The organism is Fibrobacter sp. (assembly GCF_045601785.1).
GTDB lineage: Bacteria > Fibrobacterota > Fibrobacteria > Fibrobacterales > Fibrobacteraceae > Fibrobacter.
This window is the reverse complement of sequence record NZ_JAZSAF010000081.1, coordinates 1-20,216: the sequence shown is the minus strand read 5'-3', so window position 1 is coordinate 20,216 and position 20,216 is coordinate 1. Positions and strand designations below refer to the sequence as shown.

Sequence of the window (20,216 nt, the reverse complement as noted above, 5' to 3'; positions counted from 1 at the left end):
CGCTCTAAAGGATTTTGAATATGAAAAAAGCTTTTGGTTCTATGGTTTTTCCGGCAACATTGGCGACCTCAATGATGTTTGCCGCCTGTGGAAGCGACGACAATTCATCTAACGTGGAACGAGACGATGGTGTGAGCTCCAGCATCGAAGAGTCTTCGTCGTCCGAAAGCTCCGATGAAAAGTCCTCTTCTTCTAAAGAAGAAGACGCTCCTAAGGGTACCCGTGCAGCAACCTTGGACGATCTGGAAAAGAATATGTACCTTGGCGAAATGTTTGGTACCGATGTGTACCTCGCGACGGGTGCCAAGTTGGGCGTGTTCTCTATCTGGATTCCTGATTCGGCGTGGATCGCCGTCCGTTCCGATTTCAAGGATGGTGAACTTGAATATGGAAAGACAAACGGTTCCTTTATGGGAACCGATGCGAAGAGCGCCAATGCGATGAAGAATGCCTTCGAAAAGTCCGGAATGCTCAAGTTCATCATGAACGAGAAGGATCAGTTGCAGGTCTCTGTGAACGGTGGCGACTATGTCGATGTTGAAAAGGCGAATGTGACCAAATCCGATAACTGGCTTTCGGATGCCTCCGACCTTCAGGGGGTAAAGCTTTCCTGCAAAGATGGCGATAAGAAGCAGGATTATACCTTCTACAAGGGGCGTTACCTTGCCGAGGAATCGAAGGGCGATTCTTCCAACTGGTATGCGGGCTACTACGATATCCAGCGCAGTCAGCTGCTGATGCTTCCGGTTTTCTTTGAAAATCCTGTGTCCTCGATGGCTACGGCCCAGGTGAGCCCTGATTTCAATCTTACAATGGTAACGGGGCAGTCGCTTGACTGCAAGAAGTCTACCTTCAAGCTTAAGGAACTCGATTCGAAGAAGCTAGAAGGAGAATGGGTCGCTCCCGATGGAGGGCTGGACTGGACTCTGAAGCTGAACAAGGACGGAAGCTATTCTGTTGTGGCGAAGAGTGGACGACAGACCTCTGTGGAACGATCTGGAACCTGGACTGTTTACGGAGACCAGCTGTTCTTGCAAAATACAAGGTGTAGCGACATCGACGAGTGCACTACCGCGGTGAAAGGAACTGTAGAAGGCCTTGATCCCAAATCGGGATTTACATACAAGCACAACGATGCAAGCTCGACGGGATTCCCGGAAGACTGGACTCTTCCGCAGTACGAATAATACGGATTATTCTTTTTCGATATCATAAGGGCTCCCGGTTTTCATCGGGAGCCCTTCGTTTAGTGACTTATTTGCTCTGCGCTACTTACCGTGGTGCTTATCGTGGTTGGGGCATCCGCAGCCGCCGTTGCCGTCGCAGTTTTCCTTGTGACCCTCACCGCCACATTCGCATTCGTGACCTTCTTCGCCGCACTTGCATTCGCCGTCTCCATTACCGCCACAGCAGCAGTGGTGGCCTTGCGGATTCAGTTCTTCTTCGGTTGCTTCGCGGACGGAAACCACCTCGATCGCAAAGTTCAGGTTCTTGCCGGCGAGTTCATGGTTTGCGTCGATGACGGCCTTGTCGCTCGAAACGGACTTCACGCGGATGGGCATCGGACCCATGGGTGTCTGGGCGTAGAACATCATGCCTTCTACGACCTTATCGACTCCCTGGAAAACGTCCAGCGGGACTTCCTGGGTCATTTCCTCGTTGTATTCGCCATAACCTTCGGAAGGAATCACCTTGACATCGAACTTGTCACCCACTTCGTGGCCGACCATTGCCTTTTCAAGTCCCACTACGATCATGTGGGCTCCCTGAATGTACTGCAGCGGTTCACGGCCTTCGGAAGTGTCGATGACTGCTCCTTCGTCGGAGGTCAGGGTGTAGTGCATCTGGACAACGGTCTTGTCGGCTATCTTCATGGAAAATCCTTTTTGTTGTTGCGGAATAGTCCGCTAAAATGTCGTGGGATGTAAATATAGAAATTATTCCATGTTTGAAGGAATCAGTCTCACCGTATCGGTGCTTCCGTTTTGCTGCGTGAGTGTGGGCGGAAGCTTTGCTGAATACCCCTTGAATTCCAGGCGGCTTTCCTTGATGCCCTTGTGAAGGAGGTAGTTGTAGATCTGGTTTGCCCTTTCTGTAGCGATTTGCTCGGAATCCTGGGATGAAACATCACTTGCGCTACACTGGATTGTGAGCTTGATCGGATATTGCCGCATTAAATAGATGATGTCGTTCAAGGCAGTGAAACTTGAATTGTAGAGTACGGCAGAAGAACCCTTGAAGCGGATCTTTGTTGCAATAAGGTTGAAGTTCATCTTTGCATTTAGGGGACAGCCCTGCGAATTCACTGGGATATTGGCAAATGTTCCGGGGCAATGGTCCGCCCAGTCGGCAATACCGTCGTTGTCGCTATCCAGAGGGCATCCTAGGCTATCGACGGGAGCCTTGCTAGGCGTACCAGGACACTTGTCTTCCTCGTCGAAGATTCCATCGTCATCCTGGTCGATGCGGCAACCGTGTATGTTGACATTTGCTCCCGGCGGAGTGTCTGGACACTGGTCCTTGGAGTCAGGAACTCCATCGTTGTCTTGGTCGACGGGGCAGCCCCAGGGGGCAATTGTTTCGCCCAATTTGCTATTGGGACACTTGTCAATGTCGTCTGGAATTCCGTCTCCGTCAAAATCAAGAGGACAACCGTACAAGTCGATGGAGATGCCTTCGGGGGTGTCGGGGCACTGGTCATGTTCATTGGGAATACCGTCGCGGTCTTTGTCCAAGAGGCATCCATCCTTGCCGACATGTTCACCGTGGAGTGTGCCTGGACACTTGTCGTTGTTGTCATCGATGCCGTCTCCGTCGGTATCCAGTGTACAGCCGCTTGAATCAACCGCATAGCCTTCGGGGGTCACGGAGCACTTGTCCAGATAGTCGGCGATGCCGTCGTGGTCGAGGTCTTCGGGACAACCGTTGTAGTCGACGATGAGCCCGAGGGGAGTTCCGGGGCAGATGTCAACGATGTTGAGCACTCCGTCCTGGTCTTCGTCGACAGGGCAGCCTCGGGCATTGACAACCTGTCCTTTGAATGTTTCGGGGCACATGTCCTTGCGGTTGATAACTCCATCTTTGTCGTCGTCCGCCCAGCTCAGGTCGATGATTTTCGTGATGCTAACGGCAACACCGACTTCAGGGGTCCCCCTAACACTGTACCTGATATCTTCTTCACGTGTCTTGAGCTCCACAGGAAGAACGTTCTCCTTGTCCTTCTTGTTGAAGTAATGTAAGCCGACGTCGCCGGATATGGTCAAGTAGGCATCGTATGGCAGATGGACCCTAAGACCTGGCGTGAGCCTGAAGGGACTGCTTAAAAAGTTGTATTTGATGTGCGATGTTCGAAGCGGCATTTCACCAGAGGCTTCCAAAATGACCGTTACGATTTTTTCGGGGAAAATGTTGAATCCCGCAGCCCAGAGCCAATAGTTGTCATTTTCGCCAAAGTCTTTCAATAGACCGAATACACCGTTGAAAGTCAAGAAGTCTTTGAATTCCATGGTAAGGTGCAGGTTCATCGAGGCGGCAAACTGGTCCGAGGAGAATGCGTAGGCGTCGCCATCGGATTTGACATACCAACGGTGTCTGGGGCGGAATCCCTTATCCTTGGAACCCGTGGGAGCTATGAGTTCGCCGCTGAGTCCAAGGAAAATCCAGTCGTTGATAGGAAAGGAGCCTTTTGCAATCATTTCAATGTCGCCGATACCTACCCCCTGAAGTTCGGTATCCCTGATGTAGCCGTCATAGTGCATGGGAAACGACATTCCGATTTCAAAATTGTCCTTGAGCGCAAAGCTTACAAAAAGGTTCTCGGTGTTTGAAGGCGTATTTTGGTCTAGCTGAACGAATTCTCCGTCCTTGTTGGTGTATCCTTCTTCGATACTAAGGGCGTGCCCGTCGCTCACCATTTCGAAACTGCCGGATATGAATAGTGAACCTTGCGGAAGCGTTTTTGCCGAAGGGGCGTGAATTCCGCTAATCGATCTCACGATACCCAGCTGAGCCAAGGCGGGTATGGAGAGAAGGCATAAAGCGAGAAGCAGTTTCTTCATAAGGGTGTCCAATCGACATAAATATAACATTTCTATATTTATCCATCGATGAAGGATTATAAAGAAAAAAATGAATTGCCGTCTTGGCACAGGAAATCCCAAAAGGCTTATCGCCTAAACCGCATTGTCATCGTATTGCAGATGGTGGCGGCCTTGGTTTTGGCAGGAGTCATTTGGTTTGGTGTTGAACGAGTGACTGGCAACTGAGTAAGATGATGCGTTTGTTCCTTGTCCTAGCATTATTTGCGATGGTGCTTGCGGGCTGTGCGGGAAACAGCCAGTCTGTAGCTTCAAAAACAGCAATTGTTAACATAGAGCCTCAGGATTCCCTGTCGTTTTCGGAAAGGGCGTCCAAAGAAAAAGTCTCGGATTCCTTGGCGATTCGTCCTTCCTGGACCTACTACCAGTATGCCTTGCAGGCGATGGATAACCAGGAATGGCTTTTGGCGAAGCACTATCTGGATGAATCCCTAAGACAGCTTGTTTCCGAAAAGTATGATTCTACCTATAAAAATGTTTCTGAAAAGGAAGATTCCCTTTACCGCTCGCAGATGCCGCTTCGGATCGTCAACGCTTTAGACGAAGTGTACCCCAATGTAGCCGCCTTGGGTGAAAATGCTGAAAACTTTATGCAGAACGACAATTCCATTGAAGGTGTCGATGCGTTGGATGAAAGCATGGCAGACAGTGCATCCCTTATGGTCATTGAAAGTTTCCTTGATACGCTGGATGTATCGCAGTTTACTCTTCCTGTTCAGTTCAACGAACGCGTGCTACAAGAAATATTCTACATGACGAATTCTGCACGGAAGTTCATGGCAGGTTCGCTGAACCGAAAGACAGCCTACGATTCGCTTATTTACGCGCAGCTGGACTCGGCGAAGATGCCCCGCGACCTGATTTACCTTGCTTTGGTGGAATCCGGTTTCAAGCTCAAGGCGTATAGCCGCGCAAAGGCATCGGGCATGTGGCAGTTCATTCCCGAGACAGGCAAGCGGTACGGACTTGAAGTCGACTACTGGGTCGACATGCGCCGCAATCCGGAGCTCGCGACAAAGGCTGCCCTCAAATATCTGAAACGCCTGCACGACGAATTCAATGACTGGCTACTCGCGATGGCCGCATACAACTGCGGCGAGGGCCGCGTGCGCAGGCTTGTGCGTGAAATGCAGGCGGATTCCACTCGCGATTCGACGCTGCCGGTTACCTACTGGGATTTGGAACTTCCGAAGGAAACCATGCGCTATGTGCCGCGAATCCTTGCCGCAATGGTGATTGGGCATTATCCGGAACAGTACGAGATGACGGTGGAGAAGACATTCCGCCCTGATTTTGACACCGTGACCGTATTCGATTCGTTCCCGCTTGAAGAAGTGGCCAAGCTTTTGAAGGTAAACGAAGACACGCTCCGCACTTTGAACATGGAACTGGTCAAGTGGTGCACTCCGCCAAACAAGGATTCTTATCTGCTTCGCTTGCCGGTTGGTACCCGTTCGGCTTTTGTCGAAGGCTACGACAAAATGGAAAAAAACAATTTCTCGAGCTGGCACCACCACAAGGTGCGTCGCGGAGAAAGCCTTGGAATCATTGCAAGGCAGTACGGCATCAAGGTCTCGGAACTGCAGCAGGCAAACGACATGAAGGGTAGCCGCATCCGTGCAGGGCAGTCGCTCCTGATTCCGATCAAGGTGACTCCGAAGCCGAAATCGACCAGGGGCAAGAAACCGGAACGGGTTCGCACCTATGTGGCAAAAGAAGGCGACAACCTAGCGTCTGTGGCGCGCATGTTCGGCGTATCGCAGGAATCCCTGCGTATATGGAATTCAATGGACGCCGCCGCCTTCGTGAAGGCGGGTGACACCTTGCTTGTGTCTAAGCCCGAGGTGACTACAAAATCCGATGAAAGCCGCCCCAAGTTGGCGGTGGGCCAAAAGTATGTGGTTCGCGATGGCGATACCTATGCGGCCGTTGCAGCCGCTTACGACATTCCGGTGATTCTACTGATGCAAGCAAATCAGGGCTTTACTCGCAGACTTACGGTAGGCGATTCCCTGGTGATTCCCGAATATGCCAAGAAGGCTACCGCTAAGCAGAGCGGGCGTGCTGCCAAGTCCGAAAAAACAAAGGCTGAAAAGAAAAAAACTGCCGAGAAAACGTCTGTCTATGTGGTGCAGTCGGGTGACAACTTGAGTGTCATTGCCCGCAAGTACGGCACGACGGTTTCGAAAATTCAGGAGCTGAATGGCATGGGCAAGTCCACGAACATCAGCGTCGGGCAGAAGCTGATTGTCGATGGAACCATAATCGAAGACGGCTTCAAGATCCATACCGTCAAGAAAGGCGAGGGACTTTGGGATATCGCTCGCCAGTACAAGGTGACCATTGAAGAAATTGTAAAGTGGAATAACCTGAACGACACCAAGATCAAGGTGGGTGAAAAGCTCAAGATCAAGCAGTAGGAACTGCTAGAACAGCGTAATGCCCAGGCTTACGTACGGCTGGAAGTAGGTGTCGAAATCCAGCATGAATTCGTCGTCTTCCTTTTTGTCCGTCGTTTTCCGTTCAAAGTAGGTGTGGAAGTATTCGTGGTTGTTCCTAAATCCGCCCGAAAGGAAGAACCCGTGCCACGCCATGCGCAGCCCCGCACCGTAGGCGTATCCGTAAATGACGGGGGAGAGGAACTTGGTATCGTCTGAGAAGAACGTCTTTCCGAAAACGGCGCCACCGAAAGCGTAAGCCTTGAGCATGAACTGGTGATTATAGTTCATGACTATCGGAAGGGCGAAGTCAAAACCGAGCTGGAACAGGGCCGTGTGGACCTGGTGGCGACCTTTCAGGTCAGTGGAATCAAAGGTGGCTTCAAAGAAATCGTCTTCGTCCGTGTTGGCGGCTAAGTCTTCATAAGCATCTTTTTCGTTGCGGGGCTTGTGGCTTATGCCGATGTACTGGTAGCCTGCCATCAGGTAGATGTCGAACCATTCGGTAAGCGGAAGGCTTCCCGAAGCACCGTAGATGTAGGAGTTGTCGATGCTGATGTCCTGTTTTTTGCCGTGGACCTTGTAGGAGTATTCCACGTTCTTCATCTTGATGTTGTTGAATTCGACGTAGGGGCCGAACGATCCGCGGTCTTCATAGACCATGTGTTCGCTATTTTCGGCGGCGGCCATGGTGGTGTCGATGACGATTCTATCCGCAAAGGAAAGGGTGCTGAATAAGGCTATCAGGGTGAAAATTTGTTTTCTCATGCCCAAAATATAATAAAAGGGGATTTACTCCTTGTTTTGGCCCGATGTGAAAAAACGGGGGATATTTTGGTAAAAAAAAGTTCTAAATAGAGATTTTTTGTGTTAAATGCAAAAAAAATGTTTATTTTTAGACCAAAAAAGTAAAAAACCTCACTTGGAGTAGATTTTTATGAAGAAACAGTTGCTCACTCTTTGTGCCGCAGCCCTGATGATGTCCATGACCGCCTGTAACGACAAGATGGATCCTAATGATCCCCAGTCTGTACGCAAGTACTTGACCAAGCAACAGATTGCCTTTACGCCGAACCAGTTCGTGTCCTATGCAGCAAGTGGCGATACGGCCAAGATGACGCTTTTCTTGCAGGCGTCCTTTGAAATCGATGCTCCGGCAGACAACGGCAACAACGCTGTCGCCATTGCCGCCAACAAGGGCAATATGGTGGTCCTCAACTACTTGTTCGACCACGGCGCCAAGGCCGACGTGAAGAACGGCAACGGCGAAGCTGTGATCGACAACGCCGTGATGATGGGCAATAAGGAAGTCGTGAACCGCCTTCTGACCCAGCTCAAGGCCGAAGGTGCTGAATCCCAGACGCTGGGCACCGCCGTGCTTCTCGCTGCAAAGACCGGCAAGGTCGATATGCTCGAAATTTTGGCCGAAGCAGGAGCTCCGCTCGATTCTCGTAGCGCAGACGGTTATCTGCCGATTCACTGGACCGTAAAGAACGGTCAGTACGATGCCATGATGTTCCTGATCAACAAGGGTGTCGATGTGAACGCCAAGTGCGGCCAGGGTTATTCTGTGCTCGACTGGGCGACCAACGAAGGCTACACCCGCTTGATCAAGGCCTTGAAGAAGGCCGGTGCCAAGAATACTCCGCAGTACTTCAAGGATTCCAAGAAGTAATTTTGCGGACGATGTTCTAACTAATGGCGAAATTTCGCCGATTTTCAAAAGAACCGTGGTCTAGGGACTGCGGTTCTTTGTATTTTTTCGCTTATGAAATTTCATTTGTTCTCTAAGATTTTCATTTGTCTATGCCTTGCGGGGGTGTTCTCGCAGGCGCAGGAAACGGTGGAGAGCGTTCGTCGCCAGATCAAGGCGGTGGATGCTGAAACGGCCCGCGAAAAGTCGATGCACGATGCTGAAAAGAAGCGACATGCCGAGTTTGTCGAGGTGGGACGCAAAAAGGTGCAGGCGCTTGCCACGCAGAACAAGACCTTGAAGGCCGAAATTGATTCGCTGAAGGCGGAACTCAAGAATCTCTCCAATGTTCGCCAGAAGACGATGGGGACGGTCAAGTGGTATGAAGGACGCAAGGCGAAGTACAGTGAATCGCTTGCCCAGGTGATTGATTCCCTGGTGCCGGTATTTGAATCGGACTTCCCTTATAGGAACGAAGAGACCATCAAGAGTGTGCAAGAGATTGCAACTCAGCTCCACAAGGGGCTGATCGAAGCCGATGACGGACTCAACCGCGTACTCGAAGTTTTCTATGACCGCATCCGTCTCGGTTACACGACCGAAGTCTACAATGGGTTTCTGCAGGTAGATGCCCGCAGCGTTCCCGGGACATTCCTGCGTTATGGAGCCGTGTCTTCGGTCTTTGTGAGCAATGATGGCAACGATATCCTGTGGCTTGCCCGGACTGACAATGGCGGTTACAGTTGGAAGAATGTCTCCGACAATCTTGCCATGCGCTCGGTATTGAAGGACGTGATGAAGGTGGCCGAAGGAAAGACTGCTCCTAGGCTTGTGACGATTCCCGTTGCAATTCCGAAGGAGGGTAGATAGATGAAATTTAAAATGTGGAATGTGAGATGCGCAATGACATCTTTGGCATCTCGTTTTTCATCTCTCGTCTTGGTCGCCTCCCTCACGACATTGGCGCCGATTTCTATTGCGCAGCAGAACAGCGATATCGATGCGGTGAAGCAGCGCGCCGCCTTGAATAGTGCAAAGGCAGACCTCGAAGAAGCCCGCAAAAAGCGCGACATGGCAGTTGCCGCCCGCTGGAAGGACCGCGAAACGGCCAACCAGGAACGTGAACTTTTCAACGAAAAGTACAACGAAAGCAAGGAGAAGGTCGATGCGTTGATGTCTGAGCGCGCTCGCCTTTTCGAAGATGTGCGTGTGGCCCGTGAAGACTTGGCCCAGGTCAAGCTGCAGGCCGAAAAGGCCCGCGCCGAATATTTGTCGCTTGCGGCAGGGCCCGAACGCCTAGAGACACTTTCGAAGTTTGCCGAACAGGGAATTCCCTTCAAGATTGCCGAGCGCGTCGAGGCGCAGAACAAGGTGAAAAAGGAAATGGGGCTCTACCGCGACGATCCGGTGCGCATTGCAAAGTCGCTTCTGGATGTGGCGAAGGGCGAACTCGCCTTTACCCGCGAAATTCAACTGGAAGAAGCGGAACTTGTCTTTGGCAAGGTCGTAGCCGAAGGTTCCAGACTCCGCCTAGGTGGCCTCTATGCAATGGAAATGGCCTCTGCCGCTACCGACGTGAACGGCAACAAGCCTTCGGCATTGATGCTTCCGGTGGCGGGGGAGAAGAAGCGCTCCTTCAGCTGGCAAGAAAATCTGACTCCGGAAACCAAGAACGAAGTTTCCAAGGCCTTTGCCGCAGCGAAGGATTCCTCCTATGCGATGGTGCCTGTGGACGTTCTCTTGAGCACGGAACTTTCCTCTGAGCTGGCCAACCATCAGGAAAAGACCTGGAAGGATGAACTCCGCGAGTTCTTCAAGAACGGCGGAATTCTAATGTATCCGATCGTGACGCTCTTTGCGCTTGGCCTACTTGTTGCACTGTGGCGCTTTGTGTGGCTCATGGTAGCGGGCTTTGGCGGTCTTTCGACTAGGCGTGCCATCAAGGCCCTGCAGAAGGGCGATGTCGATGCGGCCAGAACTTTGGCTAAAAAGTCGCATGGCGAAGTGGGCAAGGTGCTGCGAGCAGTCCTTTCCAAGAACTACGCGGGCCGCGACGGAGCCGAAAAGGCCCTAGAGGAACTCTTCTCTGCCGAAGTGCCCAAACTCGAATCGGGGCTCACCTGGATTTCTGTCTTTGCGGCGACCGCTCCGCTCCTTGGTCTTTTGGGTACGGTGATGGGCATGATTGAGCTTTTCGATGTGATTACGATGCACGGAACCTCTGATCCGAAGCTCTTGGCGGGAGGCATTTCGATTGCCTTGGTGACGACGGAGGCGGGCCTTATTGTGGCCATTCCGTTGCAGCTTATTCACACGTTCCTGATGAACCGCGCCGATGCCTTGCGTTCCCGTATGGAGCGTGCAGGCCTAGTCGTGCTGAATGCCCTTTGGATTAAGGAAAAGTAGTTGGAAACGGTAAACGAAATATCGGTCATCGAAGCCGCCATGGGCATCGTCTTCCGCGGAGGATGGGTGCTTGCCCCTATATTCATATTGGGGTGGTTCGGCTGGTTTTTGATGATTGAGCGCTACTGCTACTACTTTATGCTGAAAGGCAAGTCCGTGGGTGGTTTCTGGCGTACGCTTTCGAAGGATGGCGAAGATGCTGCCTTCAAGAAACTCGAACGCCGCCGCTATGGATATTTTTATGCTTTGGCTTCTGATGTGCGCCACTACCGCGACCAGGGACCCGTTGCGGTCCGCAACGCGATGGAAGAGACGCGCCACCGCATCTCGGTGAACTTGTCGAAATCGCTGCGTACCATTTCGACATGTGCTGCAATCGCCCCGATGCTTGGACTGCTCGGTACGGTGTCGGGCATGGTGCATACTTTTGAGACTATTCAGCTTTTTGGCTTTGGAAACCCGGTGCTATTGGCCGACGGCATCTCCGAAGCGCTCCTGACGACGCAAGCGGGGCTCCTGGTGGCGTTCCCGCTGATGCTTGCCTACAATTACTTGGCGGGCCGCGTAGCCGATGTCGAAGAGCAGGCCTGGAGCGAAGCACTAAAGTACGAATCTCTTGTGTTTGAAAAGGTGCAAAAATGAGTTTTATCCGTAAACGATCCAATGATGCAGGAAAGATAGACGTGTCGCCGATGCTCGACATGGTGTTTATCCTGCTCATCTTCTTTATCGTGACATCGACCTTTACCCGCGAAACCGGCGTCGACGTGACGAAGCCCAAGGCAAGTTCAGCAAAGGAACTCGCCAAGGAGAGCATCTTGATTGGCGTGACCCGCCAAGGCACGATTCACATCAACGAGACCCAGGTGAACCTTTCGACTTTGAATACGGTGCTGCGTCAGATGATGGCCGAAGCGCCCGACCGCCCTGTAATCATCGTGAGTGACCGCGATGCTCCTAACGGAGTCGTTGTGGATATTCTCGATGAATGTAATCTCGCTAAAGTCCGCAAAGTTTCTATTTCGGCAAATAAGGAGGAGTAAGAGGAACTCAGCACGCTCGTTACACTCGCTTTGAGCGATGAGGTCGCCTTGCAAGCAAGGCTCTGGGCTAAAGATGGCGCCAAGGGCGCGATACTGAAACTCAAAGGACCGTAGGTCCGTACTCATACCTCAAAGGGCGAAGCCCGACCCCATACCTCGTAGTCTTATGCTTGATTTTTTCGCAAAATATTTCCGGTTCCCGGCAGCATTCGTTCTCTCCTTCGTGGTGAGCGCGGTGTTTTTCCTTGCCATTCCCGTGATTAACACGCTGTTCTTCGATAAGGGCGTCAAGGCGGAAAAGGAACTCGAAACCGTGACCGAAGTCGAAGTGCTCGTAAGCGAGAAAAAGCCTGAAGTCAAGCAGAAGGTGTTGCGTACCGTGATGAATCCGAACCCGTTCAAGATTTCAGCCAACATGGGAGTTTCCCGTAGCCAGAATTTCCAGATGGATTTGTCGCTTGCCCGCGGCGCTGCTGGCGATGGCGTGGCCGTTGGCACGGGCTCGATGGAAAATGTCGTCTACGAGGCGGGCGAAGTGGATGAGCAGGCGCAGGTGCTGCGTGAAATCCAGCCGAAGTTCCCTGAGAAGGCGAAGCGCATGGGCATTTCGGGCTATGTGAAGGTTCTGATCGTGATCGACGTCTATGGCGATGTGGCGCAGGCCCAGGTGCTTACGCAGGAGCCGGCGGGTTATGGATTTGATAACGAGGCACTAAAGGCTGTTCGCCAGTGGAAGTTCAGTCCGGCGCAGCTTGGGGGATTCCCCGTGGCACAAAAAGCCACAAAGGAGTTCCGCTTTGTTAACTAGGCTCGCTACAATTGTTTTATTGTCGCTGGCGTTGCCGTTGCTTGCTGCGGAGGATTACTTCTTCAAGGCGAACGAGCTTTATGACCAGGGAAAGTTCAAGGAAGCGGTGCCGCTGTACCGCGCCGCCATTGACGATGGCCGCTACGAGCCTTTTGCCTGGTTCAACTTAGGCAATGCCATGGTGCAGCTAGACCGCAAGCAGGTGGCCATGGTCGCCTACAAGCGCACCGTGGAACTCCTGCCGAATTTCGAGAAGGCCTGGATGCTCCTGGGCGACCTTTACTACTTGGGTGGAGACGTGGGCGAAGCCATTGCGGCATACCGGCGCGCCATCGAACTTGGAGTCGAATCGGACCATGTGCATTTTGCACTTGCTGAATGCTACCTGAAAGGCCGCGACTGGACGCTGGCCCAGAAGAACTTTGAACGCGCCTTGCATCTGAACCCCGACCGTATGGATGCGTGGTACGGTTTGGCCGAAGTCTATGAAAAGTTAGGCGACTATGAATATGCCATCAAGACGCTTCAGAATGCGCTTCAGATGACGGCTACCGCGGGTGCCGATGTTCACTTTACCATGGCCTATTACTACCGAAGCATGGATTCTACGAGACAATCTTTGAACGAAATGGAAAATGGAATCCTGATGGATCCGGAAAACGTTTCGGCCCGCCGCTACCTGGCACAGATGTATGTGCAGAACAATTCTCCGTGGATGGCGATTTTCACGCTTGAAGAAGGTTTGCGTCACAATAAGGGCAAGGCAGATTTGAACCTGGATTTAGGACAAATTTACTTTACCCAGAAACGCTACGACGAAGCGTTTGATTGCTACATGAAGGCTTGGCTTGCGGGCAATTCTCAGGGACGCATCGGTGCCGAAAACGTGGGCCATGTGTTCTCGAATGCAGGCGATACCGAAAAAGCGGAGAGCCTTTATAAAAGGATTCGAGAAAAAAAGTAGCTCTGGATCCGTGGTGTAGCGCTTGCTTTTACTCGTTGTCATATATGCGGCTTTTATTGGCTTAGGTCTCCCTGATACGGTGCTTGGGGCGGCATGGCCCTTGATGCAGCGTGACCTGATGGCGCCTCTTTCGGCGGCGGGGCTTTTGTCGATTATCGTAAGTGTAGGAACGATTGTTTCTAGCCTTTGGATGCCGGCGCTTTTGCGCCTGATGGGTACAGGCAAACTTGTATTCTTAAGCATTGCTTTTACGGCGGCGGCTTCGTTTGGTTACGGCATTTCGAATTCTTTTGCAATGATGTGCCTGTTTGCAATTCCCATGGGAATCGGGGCGGGCGCAATCGATGTCGCGATGAACAATTTTGCGGCGATTTACTTGGAATCGAAACACACGAGTTGGCTGCATGCCAGCTGGGGCGTGGGCGCATGCCTTGGTCCGGCCTTGTTTTCGATTTCGGTGGTGACGGGTGTCGGCTGGCGTGGCGCTTACGATATGGTCGCCTTGTTGCTTGCGGTGATTGCCGTGATGATGCTGGTGACGCTCCCGATTTGGAAGAAGATGGAGAAACACGACGCCTCGCAGCAGGAGTCCGCGGTAAAAGATATTTCGCTGCGGGCGGCCCTCAAGGTGCCCGGAATGAAGCTTTCTTTTTGGGTGTTTTTCTTTTATTCGTCGCTAGAAATTTCTACGAGCCTTTGGTGCGGTACATACTTGGTGGCCCGCGGCTTCGAGCCTGAAATCGGTGCGATTGCGGTCTCGCTCATGTTTGCAAGCGTCATGGTGGGGCGCATTTTGAGTGGATTTTTTGCCATCAAGTTTACGGATATGCGCTTGGTGCATGCGGGTATTGCGATTGTGGTGGTGGGGTGCTTTATCCTGGTGCTTCCGCTCCCGCTGTGGGTGACTCCGGTCTGCATCTGCCTATTGGGATTTGGATGCGCTCCTGTGTATCCGTCACTTATTCATGCGACCCCTGCACGATTTGGTGAGGAACTTTCGGGGCGCGCCATCAGTATTCAGATGGCTGGCTCCTACTTAGGTGCAATTGTGATGCCTCCGGCCTTTGGCTTTGTGGCGCTCCATTTTTCGGTAATCGTGTGGCCTGTGGCTCTAGGCATTTTCGTTGGAATGTTGTTGCTCTGTGTTTGCCTGCTCGATTTCGTGACACGTAGGCGTCTAAACAATGCCTTTGCCGCAGAGCGCATTATGGATGCTTTGCAGCAAATGGAAATGCTGGAATTGCAGCGCATGAAAATGCGTAAGGAACGCCGTAGACAGCGTCGAAAAGAAAAACGGATGAAGCTTTTAAAGTCGCGTCACCTTTAAATTTCTACATTTGGGACATGGCTAAGAAGAAAAAGGTATGGAAATCCCCTGCGATGGCTCAGGCGATGCGCAGCAAAGAAGACAAGCTCCGCGATATGCTCATGCAGATTGTGAGCGGGCAGAGTCGCTTGTTGAACCGCCCCGACGACTTGTACGAGGCAATCGCAAACGGTATTGACGATATTGAAAATTTCAAGAATCCAAGGGACCAGCTGGAACTTTTGGCGTGGACTTTGCGCGCTGATTTCATTGCCTTCAAGGCCGATACCGACGAAGAAAAGGAATACTGGGACAACCTCTTTTACGATGCGGGCACCTTCTTTGTAGAACTCGCATCGCAGTACGACGACAAGGACTACTTGGCTGACCTGGTTCACGACCTCGCTATGCGCCATGTGGGTGGCGAAGGCCGCTCGGTGGTGTTCCTGAGCATTGAAGAGTTCCTGCCCAAGAAACGCGCGCAGGCCTTGCTTGAAGAACTCATCAACAAGGTCACCGAAGTGGATCAGGGAAACCGCGAAGACATTCTCGATGCCATTTGCGACATGGCCGATTCAATCAAGGATGCCGCGAACTTTGCGAAAGCCGCTCTCCTCAAGGACCCGGACAAGAGCAACGCCACGCTGATTGATATTGCCAATGCACAGTTCATGGCCGGAAATATTGAACTTGCCAAGCAGTGGCTCGGCGATGTTCGCAACCCCGGTGCCGAAGACGAAGAAGCCTACCTGGATTTGCAGGCGGCGATTGCCGACAAGGAAGGCAGAAAGTCTGACTGCATCAAGATTGCTCGCACCCTTTACGAGACATTCCCCAAGGTGATGAACCTGGGGCGTTATGCGGCGTTCTTGCCCGATAACGAAGCGGACCAGGTTCTCAAGGAACACGAACGGTTCCGCAGCGGAAATACGGTGGATATCGAGTTCATGCAGCTGCTTGCCGCCATGAAGCGCTATGAGCAGCTTTCGGGCTATGTGGACCGCCACGAAAAGGATTTGACGACGCTCGATGCCGAAGAATTGACGGCACTTGCCGATTCTTTGGAAAAAGACAACCAGAAGAAGCTTGCCGACCACATCCGCGACTGGATTGTCGAAGAACCCGAAGACGCCCAGGCTTTTGATGACAAGGATTAAGTTTTGATGGCGAATTTAGGTCATGTTTACTTGATTGGTGCTGGCCCCGGCGATCCGGGACTTTTGACGATTCGCGGTAAAGAAATTCTGGAAAAGGCCGATGTGGTGGTTTACGACCGCCTGGTTTCTCCGGCCATTCTTGGCATGTGCAATGCGAAGGCGAAAATGGTGGATGTCGGCAAGATGCCGACGCACCATAAGGTGAAACAGTCCGAAATAAACAAGCTCCTGGTGCAGTTTGCGCGTGAATACCCGCAGGGTATTATAGCCCGCCTTAAGGGCGGTGACCCGTTCGTGTTCGGTCGCGGCGGCGAAGAAGCCTTGGAACTGGTGGATGCCGGTGTGGAATTCGATGTGATCCCCGGCATTACATCGGCTATTTCGGTGCCTGCCTATGCGGGCATTCCCGTGAGCCACCGCGGAATAGCGACGAGTTTCCATGTTATCACCGGGCACGAAAAGGCTGAATCGAACGGCGAACTTTCGCTTGACTTTGAGACCCTAGCCAAGTGCTCTGGCACGCTAATCTTCCTAATGGGCATTGCCAACATGGATTTTATTGCCAAGCGCCTTATGGAATGCGGCAAAGATCCTAAAACTCCGCTAGCCTTTATCGAAAAAGGAACCACGCCGTACCAGCGTACCGTCATGGCAACGCTTGAAACGGCGGGGGAGACCATTGTCCGCGAAAAGGTGACCGCCCCTGCGATTACGATTATGGGCGGCGTCGTGGAACTCGGGCAAACTCTCGCCTGGAAAAAGAATTTGCCGCTTTCGGGTAAGCGCCTGGTGGTGACTCGCGCAGCTAAGCAGGCGAGTGGCATTTCGGCAAGGCTTACTGCCCTCGGTGCCGAAGTCATCGAGACTCCGATGATCGAGACAAGAACGCTGGATATACCGGATGTTTATGAAGTAACGTCATTGCGAGGGAGCGAGCGACCGAAGCAATCTATTCATGCCGATTTCGAAGACTTGAAAAACATTGATGTCCTTGCATTTACAAGTACAAACGGCGTCGAAAGCTTCTTCAAGCAGCTGCTCGCATCCGGTCACGATATCCGCGAACTGGCGGGCAAGAAAATTGCAAGCGTTGGAAAAATTACCGAAAAGAAGCTGCTCGAATACGGCATCCATTGCGATTACGTGCCTGAAGATCATACCGGCGAAGGCCTCGGAAAACTTTTAGCTGCGCTCATACCTCAAAGCACCGAAGGTGCGACCTCATACCCCATACCTCGCATTCTCCTTTTGCAGGGTAACCTTGCCGATGAAACCCTGTTGAATCTTTTACCCAAGGCGACCCGCTGGGTGGTTTACGAGACGCTCCCGGTAACTGAACTCCCCGAATGGAAACGCGAAGCGGTCGAAAAGGCCGATGCCGTCGTATTCGCGAGCACCAGTGCCGTAGAGAACTTTGTCAAACTTATGTCTCAAGGCACCGCAGGAGTGCCCCCATACCTCAAAGCGACCAACGGGAGCGCCCCCATACCTCAAACCTCCTTCTGCATCGGTCGCATGACAGAATCGGCAGCCCAGAAGCATGGCTTTGAAACGGTCATCTCCGACGAAACCACCATGGATTCGCTGGTGAAGAAAATTGTGGAATATTACTCGGCAGGGGAGCGCGCATAATGAAGGCGATTCTGATTATTGCGCATCATTGCATTTTGCCTGGGGCCTACAAGGGCTTTGAAGAAATTCTAGATAAGTTGCACCATGATTTGCCCGGTACCCGCGTGGCGAGCACCAGCCTTTTGGATTTGGAAAACGACCTGCGCACGCTACTCCGCGAAGATGTGGAATCGGTGACGCTCTTGCCGTTCCTGCTTTTGAATGGCCAGCATGCGAAAAATGACGTTCCTCGCGTCGTGGCGAAATTGCAGGCGGAATTTCCGCAGATTCCAATTTCCCTGTTGCCTTGCCTTGGCGACTGGAAGGAATTTTCAAGCATGGTTGTCTGTGGCATCCGCAACGCTCAGATTGAAAATTCTCAAAGCACCGCAGGCGCGACCCCATACCCCAAAGCTCCACAAGAGCGCGCCCATAGCTCAAACCTCTTCTCCATCGAACTCAATCTCGAAGGGCGTAATGTTCTCGTTGTGGGTGGTGGCCGCATCGCGCTCCGCAAGGTGAAGACCCTCTTGCCCACGGGAGCCCGCATTACCGTAGTCGCCCCGCAGTTCGACCCCGAATTTTCCCACGTGATTGCGAACGGAGCGGAGCAATCCATGGTTACAATGTTTTCGCGACCTTACGCGACTGATGACCTTCGCGGAATTTTCATGGTCTTCATCTGTACCGATAAGCCCGATGTCAATGCTCAGGTTTCTAACGATGCCCACGCCCGCCGAATCCTGGTGAACAATGCCTGTGATTACCTTGATGGCGATTTTATCGTGCCAGCCCGCATGGATTTTGGCGAAAATATTGCCGTGACTGTCTCTACCCAGGGGCGCGCCCCTTCACTAGCCAAAAAACTCAAGCAGAAAGTCCAGACCGAATGGGCCGATAGCCTAAAACAGCTCGAAAAGGACTTTTTTTCAAAAAAATAATTGTGAGAACCGTCACTTTTCAACTTTTTCCTTAATTTGTTATTGACTTTTGTAAAATATTAGAATATCTTTACAAAAAAGATACAAAAGAGGTTTATTATGAAAAAAATCTTCCTGCTGGCTCTTGCCGCATCCTTGTCTCTCTTTGTCGCCTGCGGCGATGACTCTTCAGGCTCTCCGATGGGCGGAGGCTCGGGTACGGAGCAACTTTCCGAAGAATCGGTAAAGGCTTTCTTCCCGACGGGCTACAAGACCGAAGATGTCGCTGCCTGGTACGCGACCGAAACACAGATACTTCCTGATGGAGATCAGACTAAGACGTCGCTCAACGCCGTTTATCTATTTAAGGATGGCTCCTTTATTGTGACAGAAAGCACGCAGAAGGTCAAGTCGAACGGCTCCAAGAAGCTTTCGAATGAAATTGTGGCCAAGGGAACATGGACCGGTGGTGATGATTTCGCCAATGGAACTTTTACGGTTTCCTTCGGAGTGGGCGATGAGAATGTGACGATGCCGCTTGAAGTCGTGAACGGTATCTTGTCGATTTCTCCCGATGGAAATGTTGCCATGACTTTCAAGTTGCAGTCGTCTACGGTTCCTACTCCGACCGAAGCGGGTGAGACTGTCGAAAAGGCTGATTCCGGCTCCAATTCTTCGAAGTCTGACGAAGTTTGTTCCGTTACAACTTCGGGTAACTCTGTAACGATGACCGTCAATATGGACGGCGAAAAAGAGGTGATGACTGTTACTCTTGATGGAGATCAAATTGTAGCTACCGTGAATGGAGAAACGCAAATTCTACCGAGTGAAGGGATGACTTTCGCCGAATTGAAGCAGTCCGCTTATGAAACCTGTGAAGAACTGAACAGCATAGCTAATGATAACGACTATGATTACGGCTGGGACGACGACTACGATTACAGCAACGATTACAGCTGGGACGATGACTATGACTATGATGAAGACAATTACGCATCGAGCGATTACACCTGCGATGTTATTGTCGGTGATAACTCGGTGAAAGTTGTGATTGGTGTAGCAGGATATTCGAGTACTACTATTTACACCCTTACTGATGCGGGTTACATGGTTTCTTATGAAGGTGATGGTTTAGATGGTCTTGAACCTATAGAAGTTCCTACACCAATGACAATGGAAGAATTGAAATTGATGGGTGACGAAAGTTGCAAGGCTGTCAACGAAGACTACTAGTCAATTCAGAAGAAACTTGTTTACGAAAAGTCCAGTCTTCGCGCTGGATTTTTTCCTAAAGACAAAACTTCACAAACAGAATAAGGAGTTGGATATGAAAAAGTATCTCTTGCTGACTATGGCTCTGTCTATGGGAGCCTTCGTCGCCTGTGGTGACGATTCATCGAGCAGTCCGTCTGGAGCTGATGCAACAACGGAGTCCAGTTCGTCTATAGATTCTGCGGACATAAGCAGTAGCTCCGGAGGTAAAAAAGATGCAACTCCTGATGAAGATATCAGTAGTTCTAGCGGCGAAGAGTCGGGTGATGAGACCACCAAAGTTTCGGCGTTTTTTCCAGAAGGTTTTGATGCTGATAAGGTAGTTGCCTGGTATGCAACTGATGAACAGCGTGTTTCAGATAAAGGGCAGACCAAGACGATGGTGGATGCCGTCTACCTGTTCAAGGACGGTTCCTTTATTGTCACCGAACAAAAGGTGAAGGAAAAGAATAACATTTCCACATTTGAAAACGCGGTTGTTGCAGAGGGAACCTGGACTGG

19 protein-coding genes and 1 pseudogene are annotated in these 20,216 nt (G+C 51.6%); 16 read left to right on the top strand and 4 right to left on the bottom strand.

The genetic code is table 11. The features are described 5' to 3' along the window. Positions 1–20: 20 nt before the first annotated feature. A complete protein-coding gene (locus ACKI61_RS12650) occupies positions 21–1,187 on the top strand; it encodes a hypothetical protein (RefSeq protein ID WP_407458040.1) in 1,167 nt (388 codons plus the stop codon). 81 nt (positions 1,188–1,268) lie between these two features. On the opposite strand, the gene ACKI61_RS12645 is transcribed toward ACKI61_RS12650, so the two are convergent. Further along, positions 1,269–1,874 carry a peptidylprolyl isomerase gene (locus ACKI61_RS12645; protein WP_407458039.1) on the bottom strand — a complete coding sequence of 202 codons (606 nt, stop codon included), beginning with the start codon at positions 1,872–1,874 and terminating at the stop codon, positions 1,269–1,271. Between the two features lie 63 nt (positions 1,875–1,937). Then, entirely contained in the window at positions 1,938–4,058 is a 2,121-nt protein-coding gene (locus ACKI61_RS12640; protein ID WP_407458038.1) for a thrombospondin type 3 repeat-containing protein, read from the bottom strand. 48 nt (positions 4,059–4,106) lie between these two features. Here ACKI61_RS12640 and ACKI61_RS12635 point away from each other — a divergent pair, with 48 nt between their 5' ends. Further along, a complete protein-coding gene (locus ACKI61_RS12635; RefSeq protein WP_407458037.1) occupies positions 4,107–4,265 on the top strand; it encodes a hypothetical protein in 159 nt (52 codons plus the stop codon). A gap of 5 nt (positions 4,266–4,270) precedes the next feature. Next, positions 4,271–6,517 (top strand): LysM peptidoglycan-binding domain-containing protein, encoded by a 2,247-nt coding sequence (locus ACKI61_RS12630; RefSeq protein ID WP_407458036.1) that lies wholly within the window; start codon positions 4,271–4,273, stop codon positions 6,515–6,517. A 6-nt stretch (positions 6,518–6,523) separates the two neighbouring features. Here the strand turns inward: ACKI61_RS12630 and ACKI61_RS12625 are convergent, their stop codons facing one another. Next, the gene (locus ACKI61_RS12625; protein ID WP_407458035.1) at positions 6,524–7,303 is read right to left on the bottom strand and encodes a hypothetical protein; all 780 of its coding nucleotides are present in this window, start codon (positions 7,301–7,303) and stop codon (positions 6,524–6,526) included. A gap of 169 nt (positions 7,304–7,472) precedes the next feature. On the opposite strand from ACKI61_RS12625, the gene ACKI61_RS12620 reads away from it, so the two are divergent. From ACKI61_RS12620 to ACKI61_RS12600, 5 genes are all read left to right on the top strand, one after another. Further along, positions 7,473–8,210 (top strand): ankyrin repeat domain-containing protein, encoded by a 738-nt coding sequence (locus ACKI61_RS12620; protein ID WP_407458034.1) that lies wholly within the window; start codon positions 7,473–7,475, stop codon positions 8,208–8,210. A gap of 93 nt (positions 8,211–8,303) precedes the next feature. After that, the gene (locus ACKI61_RS12615) at positions 8,304–9,098 is read left to right on the top strand and encodes a DUF3450 family protein (RefSeq protein WP_407458033.1); all 795 of its coding nucleotides are present in this window, start codon (positions 8,304–8,306) and stop codon (positions 9,096–9,098) included. Beyond that, positions 9,099–10,634: a MotA/TolQ/ExbB proton channel family protein gene (locus ACKI61_RS12610; protein ID WP_407458032.1), complete on the top strand. Its 1,536-nt coding sequence runs from the start codon at positions 9,099–9,101 to the stop codon at positions 10,632–10,634. It abuts the gene before it with no gap. Then, positions 10,635–11,276 (top strand): MotA/TolQ/ExbB proton channel family protein, encoded by a 642-nt coding sequence (locus tag ACKI61_RS12605; protein WP_407458031.1) that lies wholly within the window; start codon positions 10,635–10,637, stop codon positions 11,274–11,276. Beyond that, complete coding sequence (locus tag ACKI61_RS12600) at positions 11,273–11,677, top strand: ExbD/TolR family protein (RefSeq protein WP_407458030.1); 405 nt, start codon at positions 11,273–11,275, stop codon at positions 11,675–11,677. The genes ACKI61_RS12605 and ACKI61_RS12600 overlap by 4 nt, the downstream gene beginning before the upstream one ends. 406 nt (positions 11,678–12,083) lie before the next feature. On the opposite strand, the gene ACKI61_RS12595 is transcribed toward ACKI61_RS12600, so the two are convergent. Then, positions 12,084–12,293, bottom strand: coding sequence for a CbbQ/NirQ/NorQ C-terminal domain-containing protein (locus tag ACKI61_RS12595; RefSeq protein WP_407458072.1), 210 nt, complete (start codon positions 12,291–12,293; stop codon positions 12,084–12,086). Here ACKI61_RS12595 and ACKI61_RS12590 point away from each other — a divergent pair. The 8 genes and pseudogenes from ACKI61_RS12590 to ACKI61_RS12555 all read left to right on the top strand — a co-directional run. Beyond that, positions 12,213–12,485 carry an energy transducer TonB gene (locus ACKI61_RS12590; protein ID WP_407458071.1) on the top strand — a complete coding sequence of 91 codons (273 nt, stop codon included), beginning with the start codon at positions 12,213–12,215 and terminating at the stop codon, positions 12,483–12,485. The genes ACKI61_RS12595 and ACKI61_RS12590 overlap by 81 nt on opposite strands. Before the next feature lie 19 nt (positions 12,486–12,504). After that, the gene (locus tag ACKI61_RS12585; protein ID WP_407458029.1) at positions 12,505–13,449 is read left to right on the top strand and encodes a tetratricopeptide repeat protein; all 945 of its coding nucleotides are present in this window, start codon (positions 12,505–12,507) and stop codon (positions 13,447–13,449) included. Positions 13,450–13,471: 22 nt separating this feature from the next. Then, the gene (locus ACKI61_RS12580; protein WP_407458028.1) at positions 13,472–14,776 is read left to right on the top strand and encodes an MFS transporter; all 1,305 of its coding nucleotides are present in this window, start codon (positions 13,472–13,474) and stop codon (positions 14,774–14,776) included. Positions 14,777–14,793: 17 nt separating this feature from the next. Then, complete coding sequence (locus tag ACKI61_RS12575; protein WP_407458027.1) at positions 14,794–15,912, top strand: hypothetical protein; 1,119 nt, start codon at positions 14,794–14,796, stop codon at positions 15,910–15,912. Between the two features lie 6 nt (positions 15,913–15,918). Then, complete coding sequence (gene cobA, locus ACKI61_RS12570) at positions 15,919–17,544, top strand: uroporphyrinogen-III C-methyltransferase (protein WP_407458026.1); 1,626 nt, start codon at positions 15,919–15,921, stop codon at positions 17,542–17,544. Beyond that, the gene (locus ACKI61_RS12565; protein ID WP_407458025.1) at positions 17,544–18,464 is read left to right on the top strand and encodes an NAD(P)-dependent oxidoreductase; all 921 of its coding nucleotides are present in this window, start codon (positions 17,544–17,546) and stop codon (positions 18,462–18,464) included. Before cobA ends, ACKI61_RS12565 begins: the two co-directional genes overlap by 1 nt. A 99-nt stretch (positions 18,465–18,563) precedes the next feature. Further along, a complete protein-coding gene (locus ACKI61_RS12560) occupies positions 18,564–19,676 on the top strand; it encodes a hypothetical protein (RefSeq protein WP_407458024.1) in 1,113 nt (370 codons plus the stop codon). A gap of 118 nt (positions 19,677–19,794) precedes the next feature. Then, positions 19,795–20,216: pseudogene (locus tag ACKI61_RS12555) on the top strand (hypothetical protein); the annotation flags it as partial.

Excerpts from the sequence above, each read along its gene's own strand:
- ACKI61_RS12650 (WP_407458040.1), top strand. The coding sequence starts at position 21 with ATGAAAAAAGCTTTTGGTTCTATGGTTTTTCCGGCAACATTGGCGACC.
- ACKI61_RS12645 (WP_407458039.1), bottom strand. The coding sequence starts at position 1,874 with ATGAAGATAGCCGACAAGACCGTTGTCCAGATGCACTACACCCTGACC.
- ACKI61_RS12640 (WP_407458038.1), bottom strand. The coding sequence starts at position 4,058 with ATGAAGAAACTGCTTCTCGCTTTATGCCTTCTCTCCATACCCGCCTTG.
- ACKI61_RS12635 (WP_407458037.1), top strand. The coding sequence starts at position 4,107 with ATGAAGGATTATAAAGAAAAAAATGAATTGCCGTCTTGGCACAGGAAA.
- ACKI61_RS12630 (WP_407458036.1), top strand. The coding sequence starts at position 4,271 with ATGATGCGTTTGTTCCTTGTCCTAGCATTATTTGCGATGGTGCTTGCG.
- ACKI61_RS12625 (WP_407458035.1), bottom strand. The coding sequence starts at position 7,303 with ATGAGAAAACAAATTTTCACCCTGATAGCCTTATTCAGCACCCTTTCC.
- ACKI61_RS12620 (WP_407458034.1), top strand. The coding sequence starts at position 7,473 with ATGAAGAAACAGTTGCTCACTCTTTGTGCCGCAGCCCTGATGATGTCC.
- ACKI61_RS12615 (WP_407458033.1), top strand. The coding sequence starts at position 8,304 with ATGAAATTTCATTTGTTCTCTAAGATTTTCATTTGTCTATGCCTTGCG.
- ACKI61_RS12610 (WP_407458032.1), top strand. The coding sequence starts at position 9,099 with ATGAAATTTAAAATGTGGAATGTGAGATGCGCAATGACATCTTTGGCA.
- ACKI61_RS12600 (WP_407458030.1), top strand. The coding sequence starts at position 11,273 with ATGAGTTTTATCCGTAAACGATCCAATGATGCAGGAAAGATAGACGTG.
- ACKI61_RS12575 (WP_407458027.1), top strand. The coding sequence starts at position 14,794 with ATGGCTAAGAAGAAAAAGGTATGGAAATCCCCTGCGATGGCTCAGGCG.
- cobA (WP_407458026.1), top strand. The coding sequence starts at position 15,919 with ATGGCGAATTTAGGTCATGTTTACTTGATTGGTGCTGGCCCCGGCGAT.
- ACKI61_RS12565 (WP_407458025.1), top strand. The coding sequence starts at position 17,544 with ATGAAGGCGATTCTGATTATTGCGCATCATTGCATTTTGCCTGGGGCC.
- ACKI61_RS12560 (WP_407458024.1), top strand. The coding sequence starts at position 18,564 with ATGAAAAAAATCTTCCTGCTGGCTCTTGCCGCATCCTTGTCTCTCTTT.